Source organism: Acinetobacter sp. TWP2-2-3 (assembly GCF_049896445.1).
Lineage (GTDB): Bacteria > Pseudomonadota > Gammaproteobacteria > Pseudomonadales > Moraxellaceae > Acinetobacter.
On the sequence record NZ_JAFCUI010000011.1, the window covers coordinates 60,921 to 80,546 of the forward strand.

Annotated in this window: 20 protein-coding genes; 17 read left to right on the top strand and 3 right to left on the bottom strand. The window is 44.7% G+C overall.

What is annotated here, in order from left to right:
- Positions 1 to 28 precede the first annotated feature (28 nt).
- The 12 genes from ACP7AK_RS13175 (at position 29) to ACP7AK_RS13230 (ending at position 10,607) form a co-directional block, all read left to right on the top strand.
- Positions 29 to 775 carry a YciK family oxidoreductase gene (locus tag ACP7AK_RS13175; protein ID WP_005094903.1) on the top strand — a complete coding sequence of 249 codons (747 nt, stop codon included), beginning with the start codon at positions 29 to 31 and terminating at the stop codon, positions 773 to 775.
- Between the two features lie 156 nt (positions 776 to 931).
- The gene (locus tag ACP7AK_RS13180) at positions 932 to 1,351 is read left to right on the top strand and encodes a hypothetical protein (protein WP_004281232.1); all 420 of its coding nucleotides are present in this window, start codon (positions 932 to 934) and stop codon (positions 1,349 to 1,351) included.
- Positions 1,352 to 1,535: 184 nt separating this feature from the next.
- The gene (locus ACP7AK_RS13185; RefSeq protein WP_004281231.1) at positions 1,536 to 1,691 is read left to right on the top strand and encodes a hypothetical protein; all 156 of its coding nucleotides are present in this window, start codon (positions 1,536 to 1,538) and stop codon (positions 1,689 to 1,691) included.
- Positions 1,692 to 2,006: 315 nt separating this feature from the next.
- Positions 2,007 to 2,393, top strand: coding sequence for an RcnB family protein (locus tag ACP7AK_RS13190; protein WP_004281230.1), 387 nt, complete (start codon positions 2,007 to 2,009; stop codon positions 2,391 to 2,393).
- 242 nt (positions 2,394 to 2,635) lie between these two features.
- The gene (locus tag ACP7AK_RS13195; RefSeq protein WP_253160397.1) at positions 2,636 to 3,022 is read left to right on the top strand and encodes an RcnB family protein; all 387 of its coding nucleotides are present in this window, start codon (positions 2,636 to 2,638) and stop codon (positions 3,020 to 3,022) included.
- A gap of 132 nt (positions 3,023 to 3,154) precedes the next feature.
- Positions 3,155 to 4,498 carry an amino-acid N-acetyltransferase gene (argA, locus tag ACP7AK_RS13200; protein WP_425880083.1) on the top strand — a complete coding sequence of 448 codons (1,344 nt, stop codon included), beginning with the start codon at positions 3,155 to 3,157 and terminating at the stop codon, positions 4,496 to 4,498.
- A 333-nt stretch (positions 4,499 to 4,831) separates the two neighbouring features.
- Positions 4,832 to 5,788 (top strand): sulfonate ABC transporter substrate-binding protein, encoded by a 957-nt coding sequence (locus ACP7AK_RS13205; protein ID WP_425880084.1) that lies wholly within the window; start codon positions 4,832 to 4,834, stop codon positions 5,786 to 5,788.
- Positions 5,789 to 5,812: 24 nt separating this feature from the next.
- A complete protein-coding gene (locus ACP7AK_RS13210; protein ID WP_312585697.1) occupies positions 5,813 to 6,808 on the top strand; it encodes an aliphatic sulfonate ABC transporter substrate-binding protein in 996 nt (331 codons plus the stop codon).
- 36 nt (positions 6,809 to 6,844) lie between these two features.
- Positions 6,845 to 8,020: an FMNH2-dependent alkanesulfonate monooxygenase gene (gene ssuD / locus ACP7AK_RS13215; protein WP_425880085.1), complete on the top strand. Its 1,176-nt coding sequence runs from the start codon at positions 6,845 to 6,847 to the stop codon at positions 8,018 to 8,020.
- On the top strand, positions 8,020 to 8,835 hold the full coding sequence (ssuC, locus tag ACP7AK_RS13220) for an aliphatic sulfonate ABC transporter permease SsuC (RefSeq protein WP_085064422.1): 816 nt from the start codon (positions 8,020 to 8,022) through the stop codon (positions 8,833 to 8,835). Before ssuD ends, ssuC begins: the two co-directional genes overlap by 1 nt.
- Before the next feature lie 21 nt (positions 8,836 to 8,856).
- On the top strand, positions 8,857 to 9,663 hold the full coding sequence (locus ACP7AK_RS13225) for an ABC transporter ATP-binding protein (RefSeq protein WP_425880086.1): 807 nt from the start codon (positions 8,857 to 8,859) through the stop codon (positions 9,661 to 9,663).
- 323 nt (positions 9,664 to 9,986) lie between these two features.
- Positions 9,987 to 10,607 (top strand): TetR family transcriptional regulator C-terminal domain-containing protein, encoded by a 621-nt coding sequence (locus ACP7AK_RS13230; protein WP_004281222.1) that lies wholly within the window; start codon positions 9,987 to 9,989, stop codon positions 10,605 to 10,607.
- Positions 10,608 to 10,673: 66 nt separating this feature from the next.
- Here ACP7AK_RS13230 and ACP7AK_RS13235 read toward each other — a convergent pair whose 3' ends face one another.
- Positions 10,674 to 11,237, bottom strand: coding sequence for a 5'-nucleosidase (locus ACP7AK_RS13235; protein ID WP_425880087.1), 564 nt, complete (start codon positions 11,235 to 11,237; stop codon positions 10,674 to 10,676).
- Positions 11,238 to 11,468: 231 nt separating this feature from the next.
- Here ACP7AK_RS13235 and ribF point away from each other — a divergent pair, with 231 nt between their 5' ends.
- From ribF to ACP7AK_RS13260, 5 genes are all read left to right on the top strand, one after another.
- Positions 11,469 to 12,470 carry a bifunctional riboflavin kinase/FAD synthetase gene (ribF, locus tag ACP7AK_RS13240; RefSeq protein WP_425880088.1) on the top strand — a complete coding sequence of 334 codons (1,002 nt, stop codon included), beginning with the start codon at positions 11,469 to 11,471 and terminating at the stop codon, positions 12,468 to 12,470.
- Positions 12,471 to 12,534: 64 nt separating this feature from the next.
- Positions 12,535 to 15,381, top strand: a complete 2,847-nt coding sequence (gene ileS, locus ACP7AK_RS13245; protein WP_425880089.1) for an isoleucine--tRNA ligase — start codon at positions 12,535 to 12,537, stop codon at positions 15,379 to 15,381.
- Positions 15,374 to 15,913, top strand: coding sequence for a signal peptidase II (gene lspA / locus ACP7AK_RS13250; RefSeq protein ID WP_004281218.1), 540 nt, complete (start codon positions 15,374 to 15,376; stop codon positions 15,911 to 15,913). The genes ileS and lspA overlap by 8 nt, the downstream gene beginning before the upstream one ends.
- A complete protein-coding gene (locus ACP7AK_RS13255) occupies positions 15,906 to 16,388 on the top strand; it encodes an FKBP-type peptidyl-prolyl cis-trans isomerase (protein WP_004281217.1) in 483 nt (160 codons plus the stop codon). Before lspA ends, ACP7AK_RS13255 begins: the two co-directional genes overlap by 8 nt.
- 130 nt (positions 16,389 to 16,518) lie before the next feature.
- Positions 16,519 to 17,061: an NADPH-dependent FMN reductase gene (locus ACP7AK_RS13260; RefSeq protein ID WP_004281216.1), complete on the top strand. Its 543-nt coding sequence runs from the start codon at positions 16,519 to 16,521 to the stop codon at positions 17,059 to 17,061.
- 268 nt (positions 17,062 to 17,329) lie between these two features.
- Here the strand turns inward: ACP7AK_RS13260 and ACP7AK_RS13265 are convergent, their stop codons facing one another.
- Complete coding sequence (locus ACP7AK_RS13265) at positions 17,330 to 17,725, bottom strand: tautomerase family protein (protein ID WP_425880090.1); 396 nt, start codon at positions 17,723 to 17,725, stop codon at positions 17,330 to 17,332.
- Positions 17,726 to 18,186: 461 nt separating this feature from the next.
- Positions 18,187 to 19,359, bottom strand: coding sequence for a PQQ-dependent sugar dehydrogenase (locus ACP7AK_RS13270; protein ID WP_425880091.1), 1,173 nt, complete (start codon positions 19,357 to 19,359; stop codon positions 18,187 to 18,189).
- Positions 19,360 to 19,626: the final 267 nt, after the last annotated feature.

Consider the following 19,626-nt stretch of genomic DNA (forward strand, 5'->3'; position numbering starts at 1 on the left):
TAAATAATAAGAAGTGAGGAGGTAGATAATGAAATATTCAGCATATCAACCTCGCCCCGATCTGCTCAAGGATCGTATCATCCTAATCACAGGTGCGGGCGATGGCATTGGACGTGCAGCAGCAATCAGTTATGCCTTGCATGGCGCAACTGTGGTGCTGCATGGGCGTACCTTAAACAAGCTCGAAGTCATTTATGATGAAATTGAAAGTTTGGGTGCGCCGCAACCTGCCATCTTGCCGCTACAACTATCGAGTGCGTCAGAACGTGATTATGAGCTTTTGCTCGATACGCTAGACCGTCAGTTTGGTCGTCTGGACGGCATTCTGCACAATGCCGGCATTTTAGGCGAACGGGTTCCCTTGGCGGATTATCCGGTCAATGTCTGGGATGATGTGATGGCGGTCAATCTGCGTGCACCCTTTGTCATGACCCAAGCGCTGTTACCGTTATTATCCAAATCCGAACATGCTTCTGTGGTTTTTGCCAGCTCAGGTGTAGGCCGCGAAGCCCGCGAACGCTGGGGTGCCTATTCGGTTTCTAAAATTGCTATTGAAGCGGTAAGCCAGTTATTTGCCAAAGAGCAGGTACATCCAAATATCCGTTATAACTGCATCAATCCCGGAGCAACGCGGACTGCCATGCGCGCCAAGGCCTATCCGAATGAAGATCCGAAAACCCTGCCTACCCCCGATTCAATCATGCCGGCTTATCTATATTTGATGGGTAACGACAGTCTGCATATGAATGGCCAGAGTATTGATGCACAGGATTAAGTAATTCTGTCTGTCATTCAGGGAGCAATCGCTCCCTTTTTATTTCATTTTTAGTCATATTCAGCGCATAAATCTTAAGTAAGTTCACCCCGCTCGCATTGAGTTTCATTAAAATAACAGCATACTAAGCCCCACTATATTTCACTCGAGTGCATCATGACTGAATTAAACAATATTACGGTGACCCATTTAGACGATGGCATGGTGTCGCTGCTGATTGATCAACAGCCTATTTCAGAGAAATACGGCACCAAGTTTGAAGCCAGTATCGTGGATGACATCAAAGCACTCGAAAATGCTCAGAAACTCAAATTGTTCGAGCAATTTGTATTTTCACATCAGGATCTGAATTTTGAACATGCCTATTATTATGTGACTGGCATTGAAAAATTAGACGACAGTTATCGTCTGGCCAAGCATTTTGTTTATCGCATTAAAATTGAAGGTCAGCCAGAAATCGAACATGTCATCAGCAATCAGGGCAAAGCCATGACGGCCGAGGATGTACGTGCCTTTATTCAGGCGCATGTGCAGAAATCACTCAACGATTATACTGACCTGAACTACGCTTATTAAAAGTCGGGTCATTGAATAATCTTGGGCACTTTTCGATAAAGTGCCCTTTTTTTCTTAAAATCCTGCAAAAAATAACAATAAATCGGATTTACATATTAAATATATAAAATTATACGGTTTTCCAAATTAAACTGATTGGACTATGCTTTCTTGAATCACAGATAGATCAAATCAGGAGCGCAGCATGGCTGACCAAAAACGTAAAATTGAAACAATTCACCGGATTGAACAGTTGCAGTTATCTGAAGCATTGATTGTGGCACTCGATGACGCCCTACAAGCTGAATCCGTGGCTGACGCGATTCAGTCCTTACAAGGTTTGGCAGAACAATGGAATTAATCTCGAACTAAACTGGCAAAATTCTTTGCCGTTTCAGTAAATCATGAACTTTTTTCTTGCTGATTCAATGCTGTTTTTTTGAGCTAAGTCATCGATTTTCGCTTGCATATTGGCCCTTGCTTTGATGAGATAAGGACATAGCTCGGTAGGCTACTTTATAGAAGTGATGCCGTCGCATATAGTCATGTAAAAACATGACATCATCATAATATCTCTGCATTTGTTATAAAAATTGTGCCTGTTCTTCACAGTTTCTCTGCAATTTTTCCGTACATTAGGTGCTGTAGAAGATGAACAATTTAATGAGGGTTCAACATGAAAAAGGTTTTGGTGGCACTGGCAATTTCTTGCAGTACATTCATGCTGAGCAATGTCGTCATCGCTGCCCCTCATTTCAATGATGAATCCCGTATGGATTCACGTCATGGTCATGACAAGAAGAAAGCCCGTGAGTTCCGAGAGGAAGATCAGCAGGATAACCGCCGTATGCGTGAAGAACGCGGGGTGAAACGCCTGCAACAGTTACGCTGGCAGCCGGGTTATGTGATGCCGCAGCATTATCGTGGCAATGGCTATAAAGTTGAATATAAAGACCATCGCCTGCCTCGACCTGACCGCAAGCAGCAATGGTACAAAGTCAATAATGACTACATTCTGGTGGATTCTGAAAACAACAGCATTATCCGCATCGTGGGTGACTAGTTCATAAGTGCATTCAAATTCAATCTTCTTTAAGGCCCAACGATGTTTGGGCTTTTTTATTTCACTGGCTGAAAATTTTTAACTCAAAATCTCGCTGCTTTTCCAGTTTTTAGACTGCGTGATTCATCTACTAAATTTCTTCATAAATTTAACAATTTAACTAAATAGCCCCCACGCTTTCTATGTACTTGTTCGCTAATTTAGTCTCATCGAAATTAGATATACATCTTAAGGTGAGAGCCATGAAAAAAGTCTTAACTACAATCGCGTTATCTCTAAGTGCTTTGTTAGCTACTTCTGCAATGGCAGCACCACAGTATGACTCGCGTTATGACCATAATCCGCATAAACCGGCGCCACACTGGAATGCTAAAGATAGCAAGAAATGGAATGACGACCGTCGCTGGAATGATGACCGCCGTCATAACAACCGTATGGTCAATCCAAGCCGTGACTGGCGCGTAGGACAAACTTTACCTCGCCAATATGACAACAACCGTTTTGAAGTAAGTGATCGCGAAGCACGCCGTTTGCCAAATACCGGTCGTTTCCAGCAATGGTACAAGGTCAACAATGACTACGTTCTGGTGAATGAGCGTACCAACAAAATTGTACGAATCATTAACTAAGCTTTCTCCATTACTGCTCGTCTTGCAGACACCTGAAGTCCCCTTCAGGTGTTTTTTTATATCTGCACTTCCACTTGCATTTTTTTTCATTAGAATCAAAGCTGGATCTTCAATCATTGAAATGGGCACAGCATGACTTCAGCAGAAACGTCACAAAGCACAACTTTGCAATATGTGCACTGGTTTCGCCATTCTGCGCCTTATATCAATGCGCACCGCAATAAAACCTTTGTAATCATGTTTGATGGCGAAGCCGTCTTAAATGATAACTTTCAGCATATTATTCACGATATTGCTTTATTACATTCTTTAGGCATTCGGCTGATTCTGGTACATGGTGCACGTCCGCAAATTAACCAGAATCTGGCTCAAAGCCAGATTACGACGCCTTTTTACCAGCAGCGTCGGGTCACCACACGTGAATCTTTAAGCTGCGTGATGAATGCCGTCGGTTCGATCCGCCTACAAATTGAAGCACTGCTGTCTATGGGACTGGCCAATTCGCCGATGTATGGCGCCCGGATTGATACCGTTTCAGGGAATTTTGTCACCGCCAAGCCGTATGGCATCCGCGATGGTATCGATTTTCAGTTGACTGGTGAAGTGCGCGCGGTTGATACCGATGCGATTCAGCGCCATCTGGACAGTCATAATATTGTGGTGCTTGGCCCGACCGGTTATTCCACTACGGGTGAAGTCTTTAATCTGCTGGCTGAAGAAGTTGCTACCAAAACTGCGATTCGCCTCAAGGCAGATAAACTGATTTTTCTCGGTAATCAGCATGGCCTGATGGACAGTAACGGCCAGCTCAAACGTGAAGTGACACCGCAACAGCTGGATGATTTTATTCCAGTCGAGCAAGATGCACTGGAAAGAGGATTACAGCTAAAAGCCGCACAGGAAGCCTCCATGAACGGCGTACATCGAGTGCATCTGATTTCTTATGCCTATGATGGTGCCCTGCTGGAAGAGCTGTTCACCCGTGATGGTTCCGGCACTCTGGTCACCGATGCACATTATGAAGAAGTACGGATGGCCGACATTCAGGATGTTGGCGGCCTGATCGGTTTGCTGCGTCCATTGGAAGAAGAAGGTATTCTGGTCTATCGTTCGCGTGAACGTCTGGAAAATGAAATCAACCAGTTTGCTGTGATCGAACGGGACGGAATGATTCTGGCCTGTGCGGCCCTCTACCCGATTCCGACCACGGGTGATGAATTGCGTTCTGCAGAAATTGCCTGTGTTGCGGTACATCCAAGTTATCGCAAGTCTAATCGGGGTAGCCAGATCCTGCATTATCTTGAAGAAAAAGCCAAAAGCATGCAGATTCAGCAGCTGTTTATTTTAACCACCCGTACCGCGCACTGGTTTCTGGAACAAGGCTTTGAACCGGCTTCAGTCGATGACCTGCCGGATGCCCGTCAGGCATTTTACAATTATCAACGTAATTCAATTGTTTGCAAAAAGTCACTTTAAAGTGGCTTTTTCTTTCAGTGCTTTAGCTTAATTTTAGATAAAGATATCTGGCAATCTCGATTTAAATTTTAAAATTCTATTACTGGTTTTTAGCTAAACATATCAACAGATCAGATTTAAAAAAATAACTATAAATTTCATAAGTTTGATTAATTTAATTATTAAATCTTCATTTTTATATAAATCACTTTTCTGCATAAGTTTTGCGCTTTTTCATTTATCTTTTTTCTTCATTAGAAATTCCTGAATAGTTATTTTTTTAGAAAAACAAAAACGATTAGCGTGTGTCTAAGTTTTCATTCACTAGTTTGTCATTTTCGGGAGTTTTGATTCATGCGCCAATCTCATGTTCAGTTTTTAACAAAGACTGCAGTACTTGGTACTGCGATGGCGGGTGTCATGATGCTTTCAGGCTGCTCGAAAAAAGAAGAGACCATCACCCTGAATATCGGTTTCCAAAAATACGGCGTATTACCAATTTTAAAAGAACGTGGCACGCTGGAAACCACCCTAAAACAGCAAGGGATCAATGTGAAATGGGTAGAATTTCCGGCTGGCCCGCAATTGCTTGAGGGCCTGAATGTTGGCAGCGTCTCTTTTGGTGAAGCCGGTGAAGCACCGCCAATTTTTGCCCAGGCGGCCAACTCAAATCTGGTCTATGTGGCCAATCAGCCGCAAGCGCCTAAGGCAGAAGCCTTAATTGTACCGAAAGATTCGCCGATTCAGTCTATTCAAGATCTGAAAGGCAAACGGGTAGCCCTGAACAAAGGTTCAAACGTGCATTACTTACTATTAAAAGTTCTGGAAGCCAACCAGCTTGGCCTTGATGATATCGAAGTGATCTATTTACCACCTTCCGATGCACGTGCTGCATTTGAACGTGGTGCAGTTGATGCCTGGGTCATCTGGGATCCGTTCTTTGCAGCTGCTGAACATCAGATTGGTGCGCGTGTCATTGCCAGCGGTGAAAATGTGGTGAGCAACCACCAATTCTATCTGGCAGATCGCAAGTTCGCAGAAAGCCATCCTCAGGTGATACAGGCGGTTGTCAATGAACTGAATCTGACCACGGACTGGGTGGCAAAAAATCAGGACGCTGCCGCTCAGCTCCTGCAAAAACCGACAGGTCTGGCCGTCGATGTCTTGAAAACCTCTATTTCACGCATGGGCTTTGGCGTTAAACCTCTCAGCACTGACGTGATTCAAAAACAGCAACAAGTCGCCGATGCATTTTATGCGCAGCAGCTGATTCCACAAAAGCTGAATATTGATGCAGCAATTATTAAATAACAGCAGAATAATTCGAGAATAAAGATGAGTCATATAAAAACAGTTTCTTATATCAGCTTAGCGCTATTGAGCTTTAGTCTGACTGGCTGCCAGAAACAGGAACCACAGCAAACGGCTGCCGCAGAAACCACGTCAGCGCAACAAGTTAAAACCATTGCGATTGGCTTTCAGAAATCAGCCTTAAATCTGCTGGTGGCACGTGATGAAAAGCTATTAGAACAACAATTTCCCAATGCCAAAATTGAATGGAAAGAGTTTCCGGCAGGCCCACAAATGCTGGAAGCACTGGCAGTCGGGGCAGTGGATTATGGCTATGTGGGAAATACTCCGCCTATTTTTGCACAGGCGGCAGACAAAGCCCTGAGCTACGTGGCCTTTGAAAAAGTGGCGGGAAATTCTTTGGCCGTGGTCGTGCCGAAAGACAGTGCCATTCAAAATATTCAACAATTGAAAGGAAAACGGATCGCGGTGCAGAAAGGTTCAAGTGCCCATGAACTTCTGGCCAAAACCCTGGAAAAAGCCGGATTAAGCTGGTCAGAGATTCAAGCCGTCTGGCTTCCCCCTGCGGATGCACGTGCTGCTTTTGACAAAAAAGCCATTGATGCCTGGGCAATCTGGGATCCCTTCCTGGGTGCAGCCGAGTTCGACAGCAAGGTTAAGGTGCTGATTGAATCTAGTAACTTTCCACAAACCTACTCCTTTTATATCGGCAATCCCGAATTTATTCAGAAGCATCCGGATAGCCCCGGGAAGTTTATCCAGGCTTTAAATGCATCTGACCAGTGGATTCTTAAAAACCAGGCTGTAGCTCTAGATATTTATCAGAAAAGTACCGGTCTGAAACCAGAAGTGGCAAAGATTGCATTTGAGCGTCGTCTTAAACCTTCGCCGGTACAACCATTAACGACGGAAGTGATCAAAGCCCAACAGAATATTGCCGATCTCTTCCAGCAGGTTCAACTGATTCCCAAAACCATCAGCGTCCAGCAACAGATCTGGTCGCCAGCAGCCACACATTGATGAACAAACAAGATGATTTAATTTAAGGAATATCACATGAAAATTTTCTGGTTTATCCCCACTCATGGCGACAGCCGTTACTTAGGCACCAGCAAGGGCGCACGTGTTGTAGATCATGCCTACATGAAGCAGATTGCCGTTGCCGTGGATAATCTTGGTTATGAAGGTGTCCTGATTCCGACTGGCCGTTCTTGTGAAGATCCATGGTTAACTGCAGCCAGCCTGATTGATGCGACCAAAAAATTAAAATTCCTGGTGGCATTGCGTCCAGGCGTGACCACGCCGGCACTGGCTGCACGTATGGCCGCGACCTTTGACCGCTTGTCTAATGGCCGAGTACTGCTGAATCTGGTGACTGGCGGTGACGAGCAGGAGCTAAAAGGTGATGGCGTCTATGAAGATCACACAACCCGTTATAAAACGGCGACCGAATACACCACCATCTGGCGTGAAATTTTAAAACGCTCACATACCGGTGAAAGCTTTAGTTTCCATGGCGAACGCTTAAGTGTCGATGATGCAAAATTGCTGTATCCACCCATTCAGCAGCCGCATCCGCCTTTATGGTTTGGTGGCTCATCGGATGATGCCATTGAGCTGGCCACGGATCAGGTCGATACTTACTTGACCTGGGGCGAGCCACCGGCAGCAGTCAAAGAAAAAATTGCAGTGGTAAAAGCCAAGGCTGCAGCTAAAGGTCGTGAACTGAATTACGGGATCCGTTTACACGTGATCGTACGCGAAACCAATGAGCAGGCCTGGGCGGCGGCTGAAGAACTGATTCAATATGTGGATGATGCCACTATCGCTGCAGCCCAAGCCAAGTTCAAATCCATGGACTCGGTCGGTCAGCGCCGTATGGCAGAACTGCACAATGGCGATCGCAGCAAACTCGAAGTTTCTCCGAACCTCTGGGCAGGTGTGGGTCTGGTTCGTGGTGGTACAGGTACGGCACTGGTCGGCGATCCGGAAACTGTCGCTGCACGTATCCAGGAATATGCCGATCTGGGGATCAGCACCTTTATTTTCTCAGGCTATCCACATCTGGAAGAATCCATCCGTTTTGCAGAACTGGTATTCCCTTTACTTCCACTGGAAACCCAGCAAAAACTCACTCAACCAAACTTGACCGGTCCATTTGGTGAAATCGTGGCGAACAACTACACACCGGACGAGAACAAGCAGGCTGAGAAAATTAAGGAGTCTGCTTAATGTCAAAAGTCGTTTCCGTTGAAACCCTGACCCCAAAGCAGGTTTCACGTGGAACAATTCTGGGGCAGCATCTGCTGCCCTGGCTGGTTCCAATTTTCTTGATTGCAGTTTGGCAAATTGCCTCTAGCACAGGCCTGCTGGAAAGCCGGATTCTGCCTGCACCGAGTGCCGTGGTTTTAGCCTTCTGGAGTTTATTGCTCAGCGGTGAACTGTGGACGCATGTGCAAGTCAGTGCAGGACGTGCCATCAGCGGATTATTGGTAGGTGGTGGTTTGGGCCTATTGCTGGGTCTGTTAAATGGTTCATCCAAAACTGCCTCTACCCTGCTCGACACCACCTTGCAGATGATCCGCAATATTCCTGCACTGGCACTCATTCCCCTAGTCATCTTATGGTTCGGGATTGATGAATCTGCCAAATTGTTTCTGGTGGCGATTGGGGTATTTTTCCCGATTTATATCAATACCTATCATGGGATTCGTTCCGTCGATCCGCAATTGATCGAGATGGGCAAAAGCTACGGCTTAACTCGCTGGCAACTGTATAAAGAAATTATTCTGCCGGGTGCGATGCCGTCAATTCTGGTCGGACTGCGTTTTTCTCTAGGTCTGGTCTGGGTATTGTTAATCGTGGCCGAAACCATTTCCGCCCAGTCTGGTATTGGTTATATGACCATGAATGCACGTGAATTTTTGCAAACTGACGTGGTTCTGGTAGGTATTTTATTGTATGCCCTGCTCGGCAAACTGGCCGATGTTCTGGCCGTGGCCTTAGAGCGATTCCTGCTGCGCTGGCATGCCGGCTATCAAAAATAAAGAATAAATGAGGAGCATGTGATGACTGATCTCAGTTTAGGGCGTCATGCCAATGACCCGATTGTGCCACTGGACCAACCTGCGGCAGAGATCAATCCTGCTGCAGTGATCGGTGCCGAAATTATCATTGAACAGCTGCACAAGTTTTACGGTTCGGTCAAGGTTCTGGAAGATCTGGACCTGCATATCCAGCCGGGTGAATTTCTGGCAATTGTTGGTCGCAGCGGTTGTGGTAAAAGTACCTTATTGCGCCTGATTGCCGATCTGGAACAGCAAAGCTACGGCGAAATCAAGTTTAAGTCAGCCCGGCATATTCGCGAAGGCATTACTACCGATGATATCCGGGTGATGTTTCAGGACCCTCGCCTGCTGCCCTGGCGCAGCATCGAACAGAATGTTCAACTCGGTTTACCGAAGGAGCAGCATGCCAAAGCTTCGCAAATGCTGGAAAAGGTCGGACTCAAAGAAAAAGCTGGACTGTGGCCTTCACAGCTTTCTGGAGGACAACGGCAACGTACCGCCTTGGCGAGGGCATTATCGCATCAGCCGCGTATTCTACTGCTGGATGAACCGCTCGGCGCCCTGGATGCCCTGACACGTCTGGAAATGCAGAACCTGATTGAACGTCTCTGGACCGAGCAAGGCTTTACCGCCATTCTGGTCACGCATGATGTCAGTGAAGCAGTGCAATTGGCAGACCGGATTATCTTGCTGGACAAAGGCCATATTGCCAAAGAATTTAAGGTCAATTTGCCACGTCCCCGGCAAAAAAGTGTGGCATTTGCAGAACTGGAACAGCAGGTCTTGCAGGCAGTTTTAGCAACCTAAATACTTAATCCAACCCAAAATCGAGTATGGTTTTGGGTCTTATTCTTATAAAAAATACTTTTATCTCAATAAGAGGTCATTTTTATCAGATTCATTTCAGTATTATTCCTCTCTCCAATTAATGAAGAAAAAAGATGAATAAATGAAGTATTTTCAGAAACTTGAATTTTTCTTGTGGTGTAGATGCATTTAGCCTATTTTAAATATTGATCTAGAGAATAAATCATCATTATTCAAAAAATTAGCCTGTGACTGTGTGCACAAATCTGATGATTTGCCGTACAATTGAGGATTCCCTTTTTCATTGTTTTTTATATTTGCTAATGGAACAAAAAAAGAGTACTCAAAAACGCAATCAGCTGCTAAATGCTGCACTAGACGTATTTTCCCTATATGGTTTTAATGGGGCAAGTCTGGATGAAATCGCACAAATTGCAGAAATGCATAAGTCAAATATTTTCTATTATTATGAAAATAAAGAAGCCCTGTATGTCGAGGTATTAACCACCGTTCTACAAAAATGGTTGGCGCCTTTACAAACCCTTGAAGCTGAACTTGAGCCTGAAGAAGCGATCACCAATTATTTGATGCAAAAAATTGAAGTGTCGCGTACCCAGCCTAAAGCATCCCGTTTATTTGCTTTGGAGGTGATTCAAGGTGCACCGCATATTCTGGAAATTTTAAAAGGTCCGCTAAAAAAACTGGTCAAGCGTAAAGCCAAAGTGATTTCCAACTGGCAGGAGCAAGGCAAGATTTCTGCAGATATTGATCCTGAGTTACTGATTCTGAATATTTGGGCGATTACCCAGAACTATGCAGACTTTGCGACCCAAATGGAAATGGTCACGGGTAAAACCTTGCGTAACCGCAGCATGCAGCAACGCATTATCCAGCATACGGTACATATGATGTTATATGGCGTGATTCCACGCACGGATAAATAAGCAAGCGCTTCTGATTGGCACACGACCATAGCTGCTATGGTCGCCGAGCAAACTTGACCCTCCTATTTATTTTACCATTTGATATAAATCTAATAATTTTTTCGCACCCAATAACAGATTTTCTTCCCAATCCAGATGCGCAGTCTCATTAGCTCCATCAGTAATGTATTTCACTGCAATCAGCCGAACGCCCAGCTTTTTACAGACTTTGGCCAAGGCATAGCCTTCCATATCGACCAGATTACACGCCACTTTTGAAATACCGGTTTCAAAGCTATCGCCTGTTCCACAAATCCCTTTCGGCAAATGGTCAAAGAAAGAATCCAGCTCAATCGCACCCGGGAAATGCTGATCCATCGGGGTCATGCCGATCTCAAAGCCAAGGGGCGACACATCCATATCACGCTGTACAAATTGCGTGACTTCGACCAGTTCATGCGCATTAAAATGCGAACTTCCCGCGCTGCCCAAATTCAATAAGGTTCTGCAACCGGTGTTCTGAATCACCTCAAAAGCTTTAAAAGCCGCATTGACTTTACCAATCCCGCTGTAATGTACCTGAATGCCTTCTGCTTCAAACAAGCCTTTGGATTCATTGGGTAGAGCCATGATGAGCGCCAAATCGGACATTCGAAATACCTGATATCAAGAAAAACCCTGATATTAGAAAACAAAAGCGGCTGAATGAAAAGCACCAGTGCTCTGATCAGACATGATCAATGTGTACAAAAACAAAACTGCTCAATGCTAAGGAAGATGAATTTTCAAGAAAAATATTGCATAAAAACACAACAGCAAGACGAAAGCGCGAGATTATGGCAATATATAGCCTCTCGATATTTCTAAGCACTTGATTTGCCCATGCAGCTGCTCCGTCTAAATGCTTTAGCCTCTCATTCTGAATTACCCAAAACTGCCGTGACGATCGGTAATTTTGACGGCGTGCATTTAGGCCATCAGGCGATGATCCGTCAGCTGCAACAGGTGGCTGAAGCACAGGGTTTAAAATCTGTAGTGATGATTTTCGAGCCCCAACCACTTGAATACTTTCAAGGTTATGATGCCCCACCGCGTATTTCATCGTTGCGTGAAAAAGTTGAATACCTGACTGAGCTGGGTGTGGACTATATCGCGGTGGCGAAATTTGACCATACTTTCCGCAGCCTGACTGCAGAAGCCTTTGCCGACATTTTAAAAGAAAAACTGAATGCCCGGCATCTGGTCTTAGGCGATGATTTTCACTTTGGTAAAAACCGCCAAGGCAACAGCGAATTCCTGCGCAATTACGGCTTTGAAGTGACCAATTTAAATACCATTGCTCTGGATGGTGAGCGTGTCAGTTCCACCCGGATTCGCCAGACCTTGCAAGCCGGTGATTTAGCCTTGGCCGCACAATTGCTGGGTCGTCCTTATAGCATTACCGGGCGGGTGCAATATGGCGATCAGATTGGTCGAACTATTGATTTTCCCACCATTAATGTACGGCTTAACCGTCATAAGCCCTGCCTGAAGGGAATTTACGGAGTTGAGGTCATTTGCGAAACCCAATCCTTAAAAGACAAAGTAAAAGCCGACTCTGCAACGCAAACAGGCATTGTGGGTTATGACCCGACTGCCCTGTTTGGGGCCGGTCATGTCGGCACACGTCCAGCCATCAAACAAGCACATCCAGAGTGGCGATTAGAAGTACATTTTCCAGATGTTTCTGCTAATCTGTATGGCCTGTTGATGCGGGTGACGTTCTTAAACTATTTACATGGCGAAAAGGACTATCCTTCGCTTGAAGCGCTAAAAGCCGGAATTGATGATGATGTCGAGAAACTGCTTGAGTTTCGTCGAAATCACCCCACATTTCCCTTTTAATATCCCATATTTTTATTGTAAAACGTGTCAGTGACATAACTGATTAGATTGGAAGACGACTTGCATGAGCGATAAGCAAACTCCTGAAAATGCAGTGGACTATAAAGCCACGCTAAACCTCCCAGGTACTGACTTTGCAATGAAAGCAAATTTGGCAGTACGTGAAGCGAAATGGTTAGAAGAGTGGTATGCCGACAACATTTATCAGCAGATTCGTGAATCGCGTATTGGCAAGAAAAAATACGTGCTTCATGACGGCCCTCCTTATGCCAATGGTCAAATTCATTTGGGTCATGCGGTCAACAAAGTACTCAAAGACATCATTATCAAAAGCCGTGTCATGGATGGCTTTGATGCACCGTATGTACCGGGCTGGGACTGTCACGGTTTGCCAATCGAACTCAAAGTCGAAGAAAAAGTCGGTAAAGTCGGCGTAAAAGTGGATGCATCTACCTTCCGTAAAGCCTGCCGTGAATATGCCTACACCCAAGTTGAGCTTCAAAAGAAAGACTTCGTACGTATGGGCGTATTCGGGGATTGGGACAATCCTTACTTAACGATGAACTTCAAACAAGAAGCTGACATCGTACGTTCATTGGGTGCAATCGCGAAAGCAGGTCATATCGAGCCAGGTCTGAAACCAGTCAACTGGTGTTTAGACTGTGGTTCATCACTCGCTGAAGCTGAAGTTGAATACGAAGATAAAAAATCTGACGCAATTGACGTCGGTTTCACGATTGTAGACCTTGCTGATTTATCTGCACGTGTCGGCGTAGAAATCGCTGATCGTACGGATATCGTGATTTGGACAACAACGCCTTGGACCATGCCTGCTAACCAAGCGGTTGCACTCCACGCTGAACTTGAATACCAACTGGTGAAAGCAACTGGTGAAAACAAAGCATCACAAAACTTCATCCTTGCGAAATCATTGGTTGAGTCTGCAACTCAGCGTTATGGCTTTACTGCATTTGAAGTGCTTGCTGAATTCACAGGTGCAAAACTTGAGAATTTAGTTCTTCAACATCCTTTAATTGCTGAGCGCCAAGTGCCAGTGATCTTGGGTGAACACGTCACCGATGCTAGCGGTACAGGTGCTGTACATACTGCACCGGGTCACGGTGTGGACGACTATAAAGTTGGCTTACAGTATAACTTGAAAGTTGAAAACCCAGTCGGTGGTAATGGTGTGTATTTACCAACGTCGCCAATCTTCCCGGGCGAGCACATCTACAAAGCCAATCCAAAAATTATTGCAGCATTAACTGAAGCAACCAAGCTTTGGGCACATGTAGTGATCAAGCATAGCTACCCGCATTGCTGGCGCCATAAAACCCCGATTATCTTCCGTGCGACACCACAATGGTTTATCAGCATGGATGCCAAAGGTCTACGTCAAAATGCACTGAATGCGATTGAAAACGATATAAGCTTTGTACCGGACTGGGGTAAAAACCGTATCCAGGCGATGATTGAAGGTCGTCCGGACTGGTGTATTTCACGTCAACGTACTTGGGGTGTGCCAATTCCGTTCTTCGTACACAAAGACACCAATGAATTGCACCCACGTACGCCTGAACTGATTGAAGAAGTGGCTAAGCTGATCGAGCAAGAAGGCATTGATGGCTGGTATAACCGTGATGCCTCTGAGTTTATCGGTGCGGATGCTGAACAATACAACGCAGTTCGTGACACATTAGATGTCTGGTTTGACTCTGGTACAACGCACTATGCGGTACTGCGTGAACGTGAAGAACTGACTGATCCTGCTGATTTGTACCTTGAAGGTTCAGACCAGCACCGTGGCTGGTTCCAGTCGTCGTTATTGACCTCGATTGCGATTAACGAACGTGCGCCATATAAAGGTCTATTGACTCACGGTTTCGTCGTGGATGAAAAAGGCCGCAAGATGTCCAAGTCGATCGGTAACGTGATCACGCCGCAAGACATCATTAAAGATATGGGTGCGGATGGTTTACGTTTCTGGATCGCCTCTGCGGATTACCGTTATGAAATGACCGCTGGTAAAGAAATCTTTAGCCGTGCCTCTGACGGTTATCGTCGTATCCGTAACACGCTTCGTTTCTTGCTTGCTAACCTGAATGGCTTCAAACCATCAACAGATGCGCTTCCTGTAGATCAATTGATCGCGCTGGATCAATACATTCTGCAACGTGCATCTGAAGTGCAAGAAACCATTAAGAAAGCATACGAAGATATGAACTTCCATATCGTAACGACTGCTCTGACTAATTTCTGTATCAATGACTTGGGTGGTTTCTACTTAGACATCATCAAAGACCGTCAATACACCACGAAAGCGGATTCGCAAGCACGTCATTCTGCACAAACTGCGTTGTATCACTTGGTACAAGCATTCGTGCGTTGGATGTCACCAATCCTGAGCTTCACTGCACAAGAAGCTTGGCCGTTAATTCCTGAGCAATCAGAGAAATACGTGTTCACGGCTGAATGGTATGATATTCCTGTGGCTTCAACTGCAAATGTAGTATCTGAAGCTGAATGGCAAACGCTCATTGCCGTGAAATCTGCAGTAAACAAATTCATTGAAACTGCACGTACCGCGAAAACTGTCGGTTCTAACTTGTCTGCCAAAGTTGAACTTTGGGCAAATGCCGAATTAAAAGCAGTGCTAGATAAGTTAAGTGATGAGCTTCGTTTCGTACTGATCACATCACAAGTGATCGTCAATGAGTTTGATGCAGCACAAGGTGAAGCGTCTGATCTTGAAGGCTTGAATGTGAAAGTTTCAGCAGCTGATGGCGAAAAATGCGTACGTTGCTGGCATGTATTACCAGATGTAAATACACATTCTGCACATCCTGGTCTATGCGGTCGTTGTATCATCAACCTTCCTACAGGCCAAGGCGAAGAGAGAAAATATGCCTAATACCCACACCAAAAAGGGCTTATTCCAGTTCTATCCACATAATTTATGGTGGGTTGGACTGGCCATTCTGGCGATCATTCTGGATCAATGGACCAAATGGATTGCAGTGACAAATCTGAACTATGCAGATCCTGTTCCTGTGCTGCCCTTTTTAAATTGGACACTGCTACATAACTATGGCGCTGCCTTTAGTTTCCTGTCCGATGCCGGTGGTTGGCAACGCTATTTCTTTACTTCACTGGCAGGTTTAGTGTCTGTAATCTTTGTGTTTTGGCTGATGCGCATGCCAAAAGACATGAAAATTTTACCATTGGCGATTGCCCTGATTCTGGGTGGTGCCATCGGTAATTTAATCGACCGGGTCAGCCTCGGCTATGTAGTCGATTTTATTCATGTGTATTACCAGAACAGCCACTTCCCTGCGTTCAATATCGCAGATAGTGCTATTACTGTAGGCACTATTCTGATGCTGATTGATACCTTTTTCTTAGAAAAACATCGAATTCAACGGGCGCAAGCACAACATGACTGATTTTATTCATCCTAACGAAGAAACCCGGGTTGCAGACGGTTCTAAAGTCGAGCTGCACTTTTCTGTCGCAATCGAAAATGGCGTGGAAATTGACAATACCCGTAGCCGTGAAGAACCGGTCAGCCTGGTGATTGGTGATGGCAATTTACTGCCTGGTTTTGAAAAAGCATTGTTTGGTTTACGTGCCGGTGACCGTCGTACGGTGAGCCTGCCGCCAGAAGATGCTTTTGGTCCATGGAATCCAGAAAACATCCAGAAATTTGATACGGTGAAGTTCGGAGAACGTCCGATCGAAGGTCACATGATCGAGTTTGAAGACAAAGCCAAAGCCACCCTGTATGGCGTGGTGAGATCGGTGAATGATGACATCACTGAAGTGGACTTTAACCATCCATTGGCAGGCAAAAACATCACCTTTGAAGTGGAAATCTTTAAAGTGACACCTGCGGGTCAGCAAGGCATTAAACTGATGTAAAACCTCAGCTAATTAACTGATTTTAAAAAAGCTCCTTCGGGAGCTTTTTATTTTCCGGATACAAATCATCTCTAGTCACCTTCCTGAAATCTGATTAATTTGATGATCAGACCCGAAGAAAGGATGAAACATGAAAATTTATATTGTGGTTGGGAGTGTTCGTGAGGGACGTACTGCGATTAAAGTGGCGCACTGGGTACTGCAGGAAATTAAAAGTTATGCCTTTAGCACTTTGGAAACTGAAATTGTCGATCTAAAAGAATGGGATCTTCCGCTGTTTTCTGGTGCTCATCCCCCATTGACCGGGATTTATGATCAGCCCAAACAGCAAGACTGGGCCGACAAGATTGCGCTTGGCGATGCCTTTATTTTTGTCACGCCTGAATACAATCATGGCTATAGCCCTGCCCTGAAAAATGCTCTGGATTATCTCGGCAAGGAATGGCAAGGCAAACCAGCAGCTTATATTGGTTATGGTGCGACTAACGGATCACGTTCGATTGACCAGATTCGTCAAGTCGGCACTCAACTTGGACTGGTGGATACCAATGCCGTGATTGAAATCCGGGACATCTTTGCGCGCAATAAAGATTATTCTTTCCAAGGCAATGAATTTGATAATAAAAACTTAAAAGCTGTGGTGGATAGACTGATTCAATATGTCAGTGCTTAATGACTGGACGACAGCCCTGTACGTTTTAGCCTACATGCAGCGCAGAGTTTAGCCGCTATGCGGTTGTTTTATGCGAGGCTATAGTGAGTACATAGACAGACAGGAAGTCTGCAAAGCGATACGACAACAATAAAAAGCGCCAATCAACAGGACGTTGACAGATTAGACAGGAGTCAGATCTGAGAAGCAAATCCAGAAAAGCCTCGACAGGATGTTGAGGCTTTTCTGTTTAAACTTTAGATTTAACGTGACTACTGATCGGAATGCATCAAACATCAACCTTAAAGCCGAGATCAACATCATAGGCGGCCTGCCCTCCCCGGATCTCCCAATTTTCTAGTGCACTTTCTCTCAGATGAATCAGAATATAATCTGCAGGAATGCCGATTTCTCCGAGACTTTTGACCATCTGCTGATACAAATTGCGCTTGGTCTCCAGACTGCGGCCAGCAAAACAGTCAATACTGATCAAGGTAAAATATTCAGGCTGAGCTAAATGGCTCATATAATGAAAACGATGCGCTTCATGCACGACCAGACGAATATTACGATCATATTCAGGCAGCTGAAAGGCAGTTTTCACACAATGAAATACGCTGTTAAGCAATTGTTCCTCAACTGCTTGAGGATATTGTTGCCGAACTTCAATTTGAATCGTAGGCATAGGAGTTTCCTTTTTATTATTTTATGGACGTTTTTATTTATATCAGTTGATGCATATCAAAAGAGTTTTCTCTCGCTAACATACAGCAAAATCATCACCGCAGTTTATGATTTGGTCAGATGATCATTTTGAAACAGTATTTTTAAAATTATCTTTTTAAAATTTGGCTGTCGGCTTTGACCTACAATCCATGCAGTTAAACTGCCCTATTGCGTTGTATCGCTTCAGGCTATATTCAGATCATACCAAGACAGGAAGTCTTGTAAGAAAAATAAAAAAATTCACGTAGCAGGATGCTGATCGGTATAACAGACATTATACCTTTAACAGAATATGAAAAGGCCTTCACAGGATGTAGAGGCCTTTTTCTTTCATGCCAGCATCAGCTTAAAAAGATTTTTATTCAGATGGTCAGCTTATTCAATATTTCATATTTAGATAAGCATCCTAAAAGCAGAGGATTAAGGTGCTGTCATTTTTAACAGAGCTGCTTGCGGACCATCTTGAATCACCCACAGTGAACCATCCTGTGCCTGAGCAACCCCGCGAATCCGCTCTTTCATATCCAGACGCTGAACTTCTTTCACTGGGGTCTTGTTCGTATCCACAATCACAATCGCCTTGGAAGACAGACCGGTCGCAATCGCCTTATTTTTCCATTGCGGGAAGACATTAGCCGTATAAAATATTAAATCTGAAGGAGAAATTACCGGAGTCCAATCCAGTGCCGGGGCTTCAAATTCAGGTCGGGTACTGTGGTCAGGAATGGGCTTGCCATCATAATGATTGCCATTAGACACTAACGGATAACCATAATTTTTAGCTTTGACAATCTTGTTCAGTTCATCGCCGCCTTTCGGTCCCATTTCGATCACCCAAAGCTGCCCTTTCGGATCAAAAGCCATGCCTAGAGGATTACGATGTCCGAGACTCCAGACCTGCTGGGCAATTTTACCCTGAGTCATAAACGGATTATCGGCAGGGATTGAGCCATCATCATTCAGGCGAATAATTTTACCGGCATTAGATTGCATGTCCTGTGCAGGATCAAATTGCTGACGCTCTCCTGAACTGATCCATAACTTACCATCCGACCCGAATATAATCCGATGGGCATAATGTCCCTGGCCTGAAAATTTCGGAACTTGCGTCCAGATCCGTTCAATTTGTGTGAGTTGAGGAGTGGCTTGATTTAGGTCCAGTTTGCCACGAATCACCACTGCACCATATCCGCCTTGGCCTTGTTCGGCATAGCTCAGATATACCCACCGATTCTTTGCAAAATCTGGATGCAAGGCTACTTCACCTAAGCCACCCTGGCCTCCATATGCGACTTGAGGTATACCTTTAACTTCAATTTTTTTCTTGGTTTTTGGATCAAAGAGCTGCAATTTTCCTTTGCGCTCAGTAATCAATAGTCGGCCATCATTTAAAGTAGTAATCGCCCACGGCTCATTAAATTGAGCAACCTGTTCAGTCTTATATTTTTGCAAACTTGAAGAGACTGCATTCGATTTGGCAGCTGATGTAGATGTCTCTTGAGTACTTCTAGAAGATGGATTCTCTGCATGACAGGCAGTAAATGCTAAAGCACAACAACTGAGTAGAATTTTTATTTTAAATTGCGACAACATTATCTTCTCCATACTGATTTATTGTCCAAATTAACATCAAGATACAGAGTTTCTGGTCTAAATTCAGCATAGAAAAGTAAATAAATATATTTTAAAAATTATAAATAGAATTTATTTTAATAAAGAATTAGTGTCTAAGCTTTCCACTAAATCCCACGCATAAAAAAATCCCCCTCTGCCTTGGCGGAGGGGGATTTCGAATAATGAGCTGGCGATGACTTACTCTCACATGGGTAACCCCACACTACCATCAGCGCTAAGAGGTTT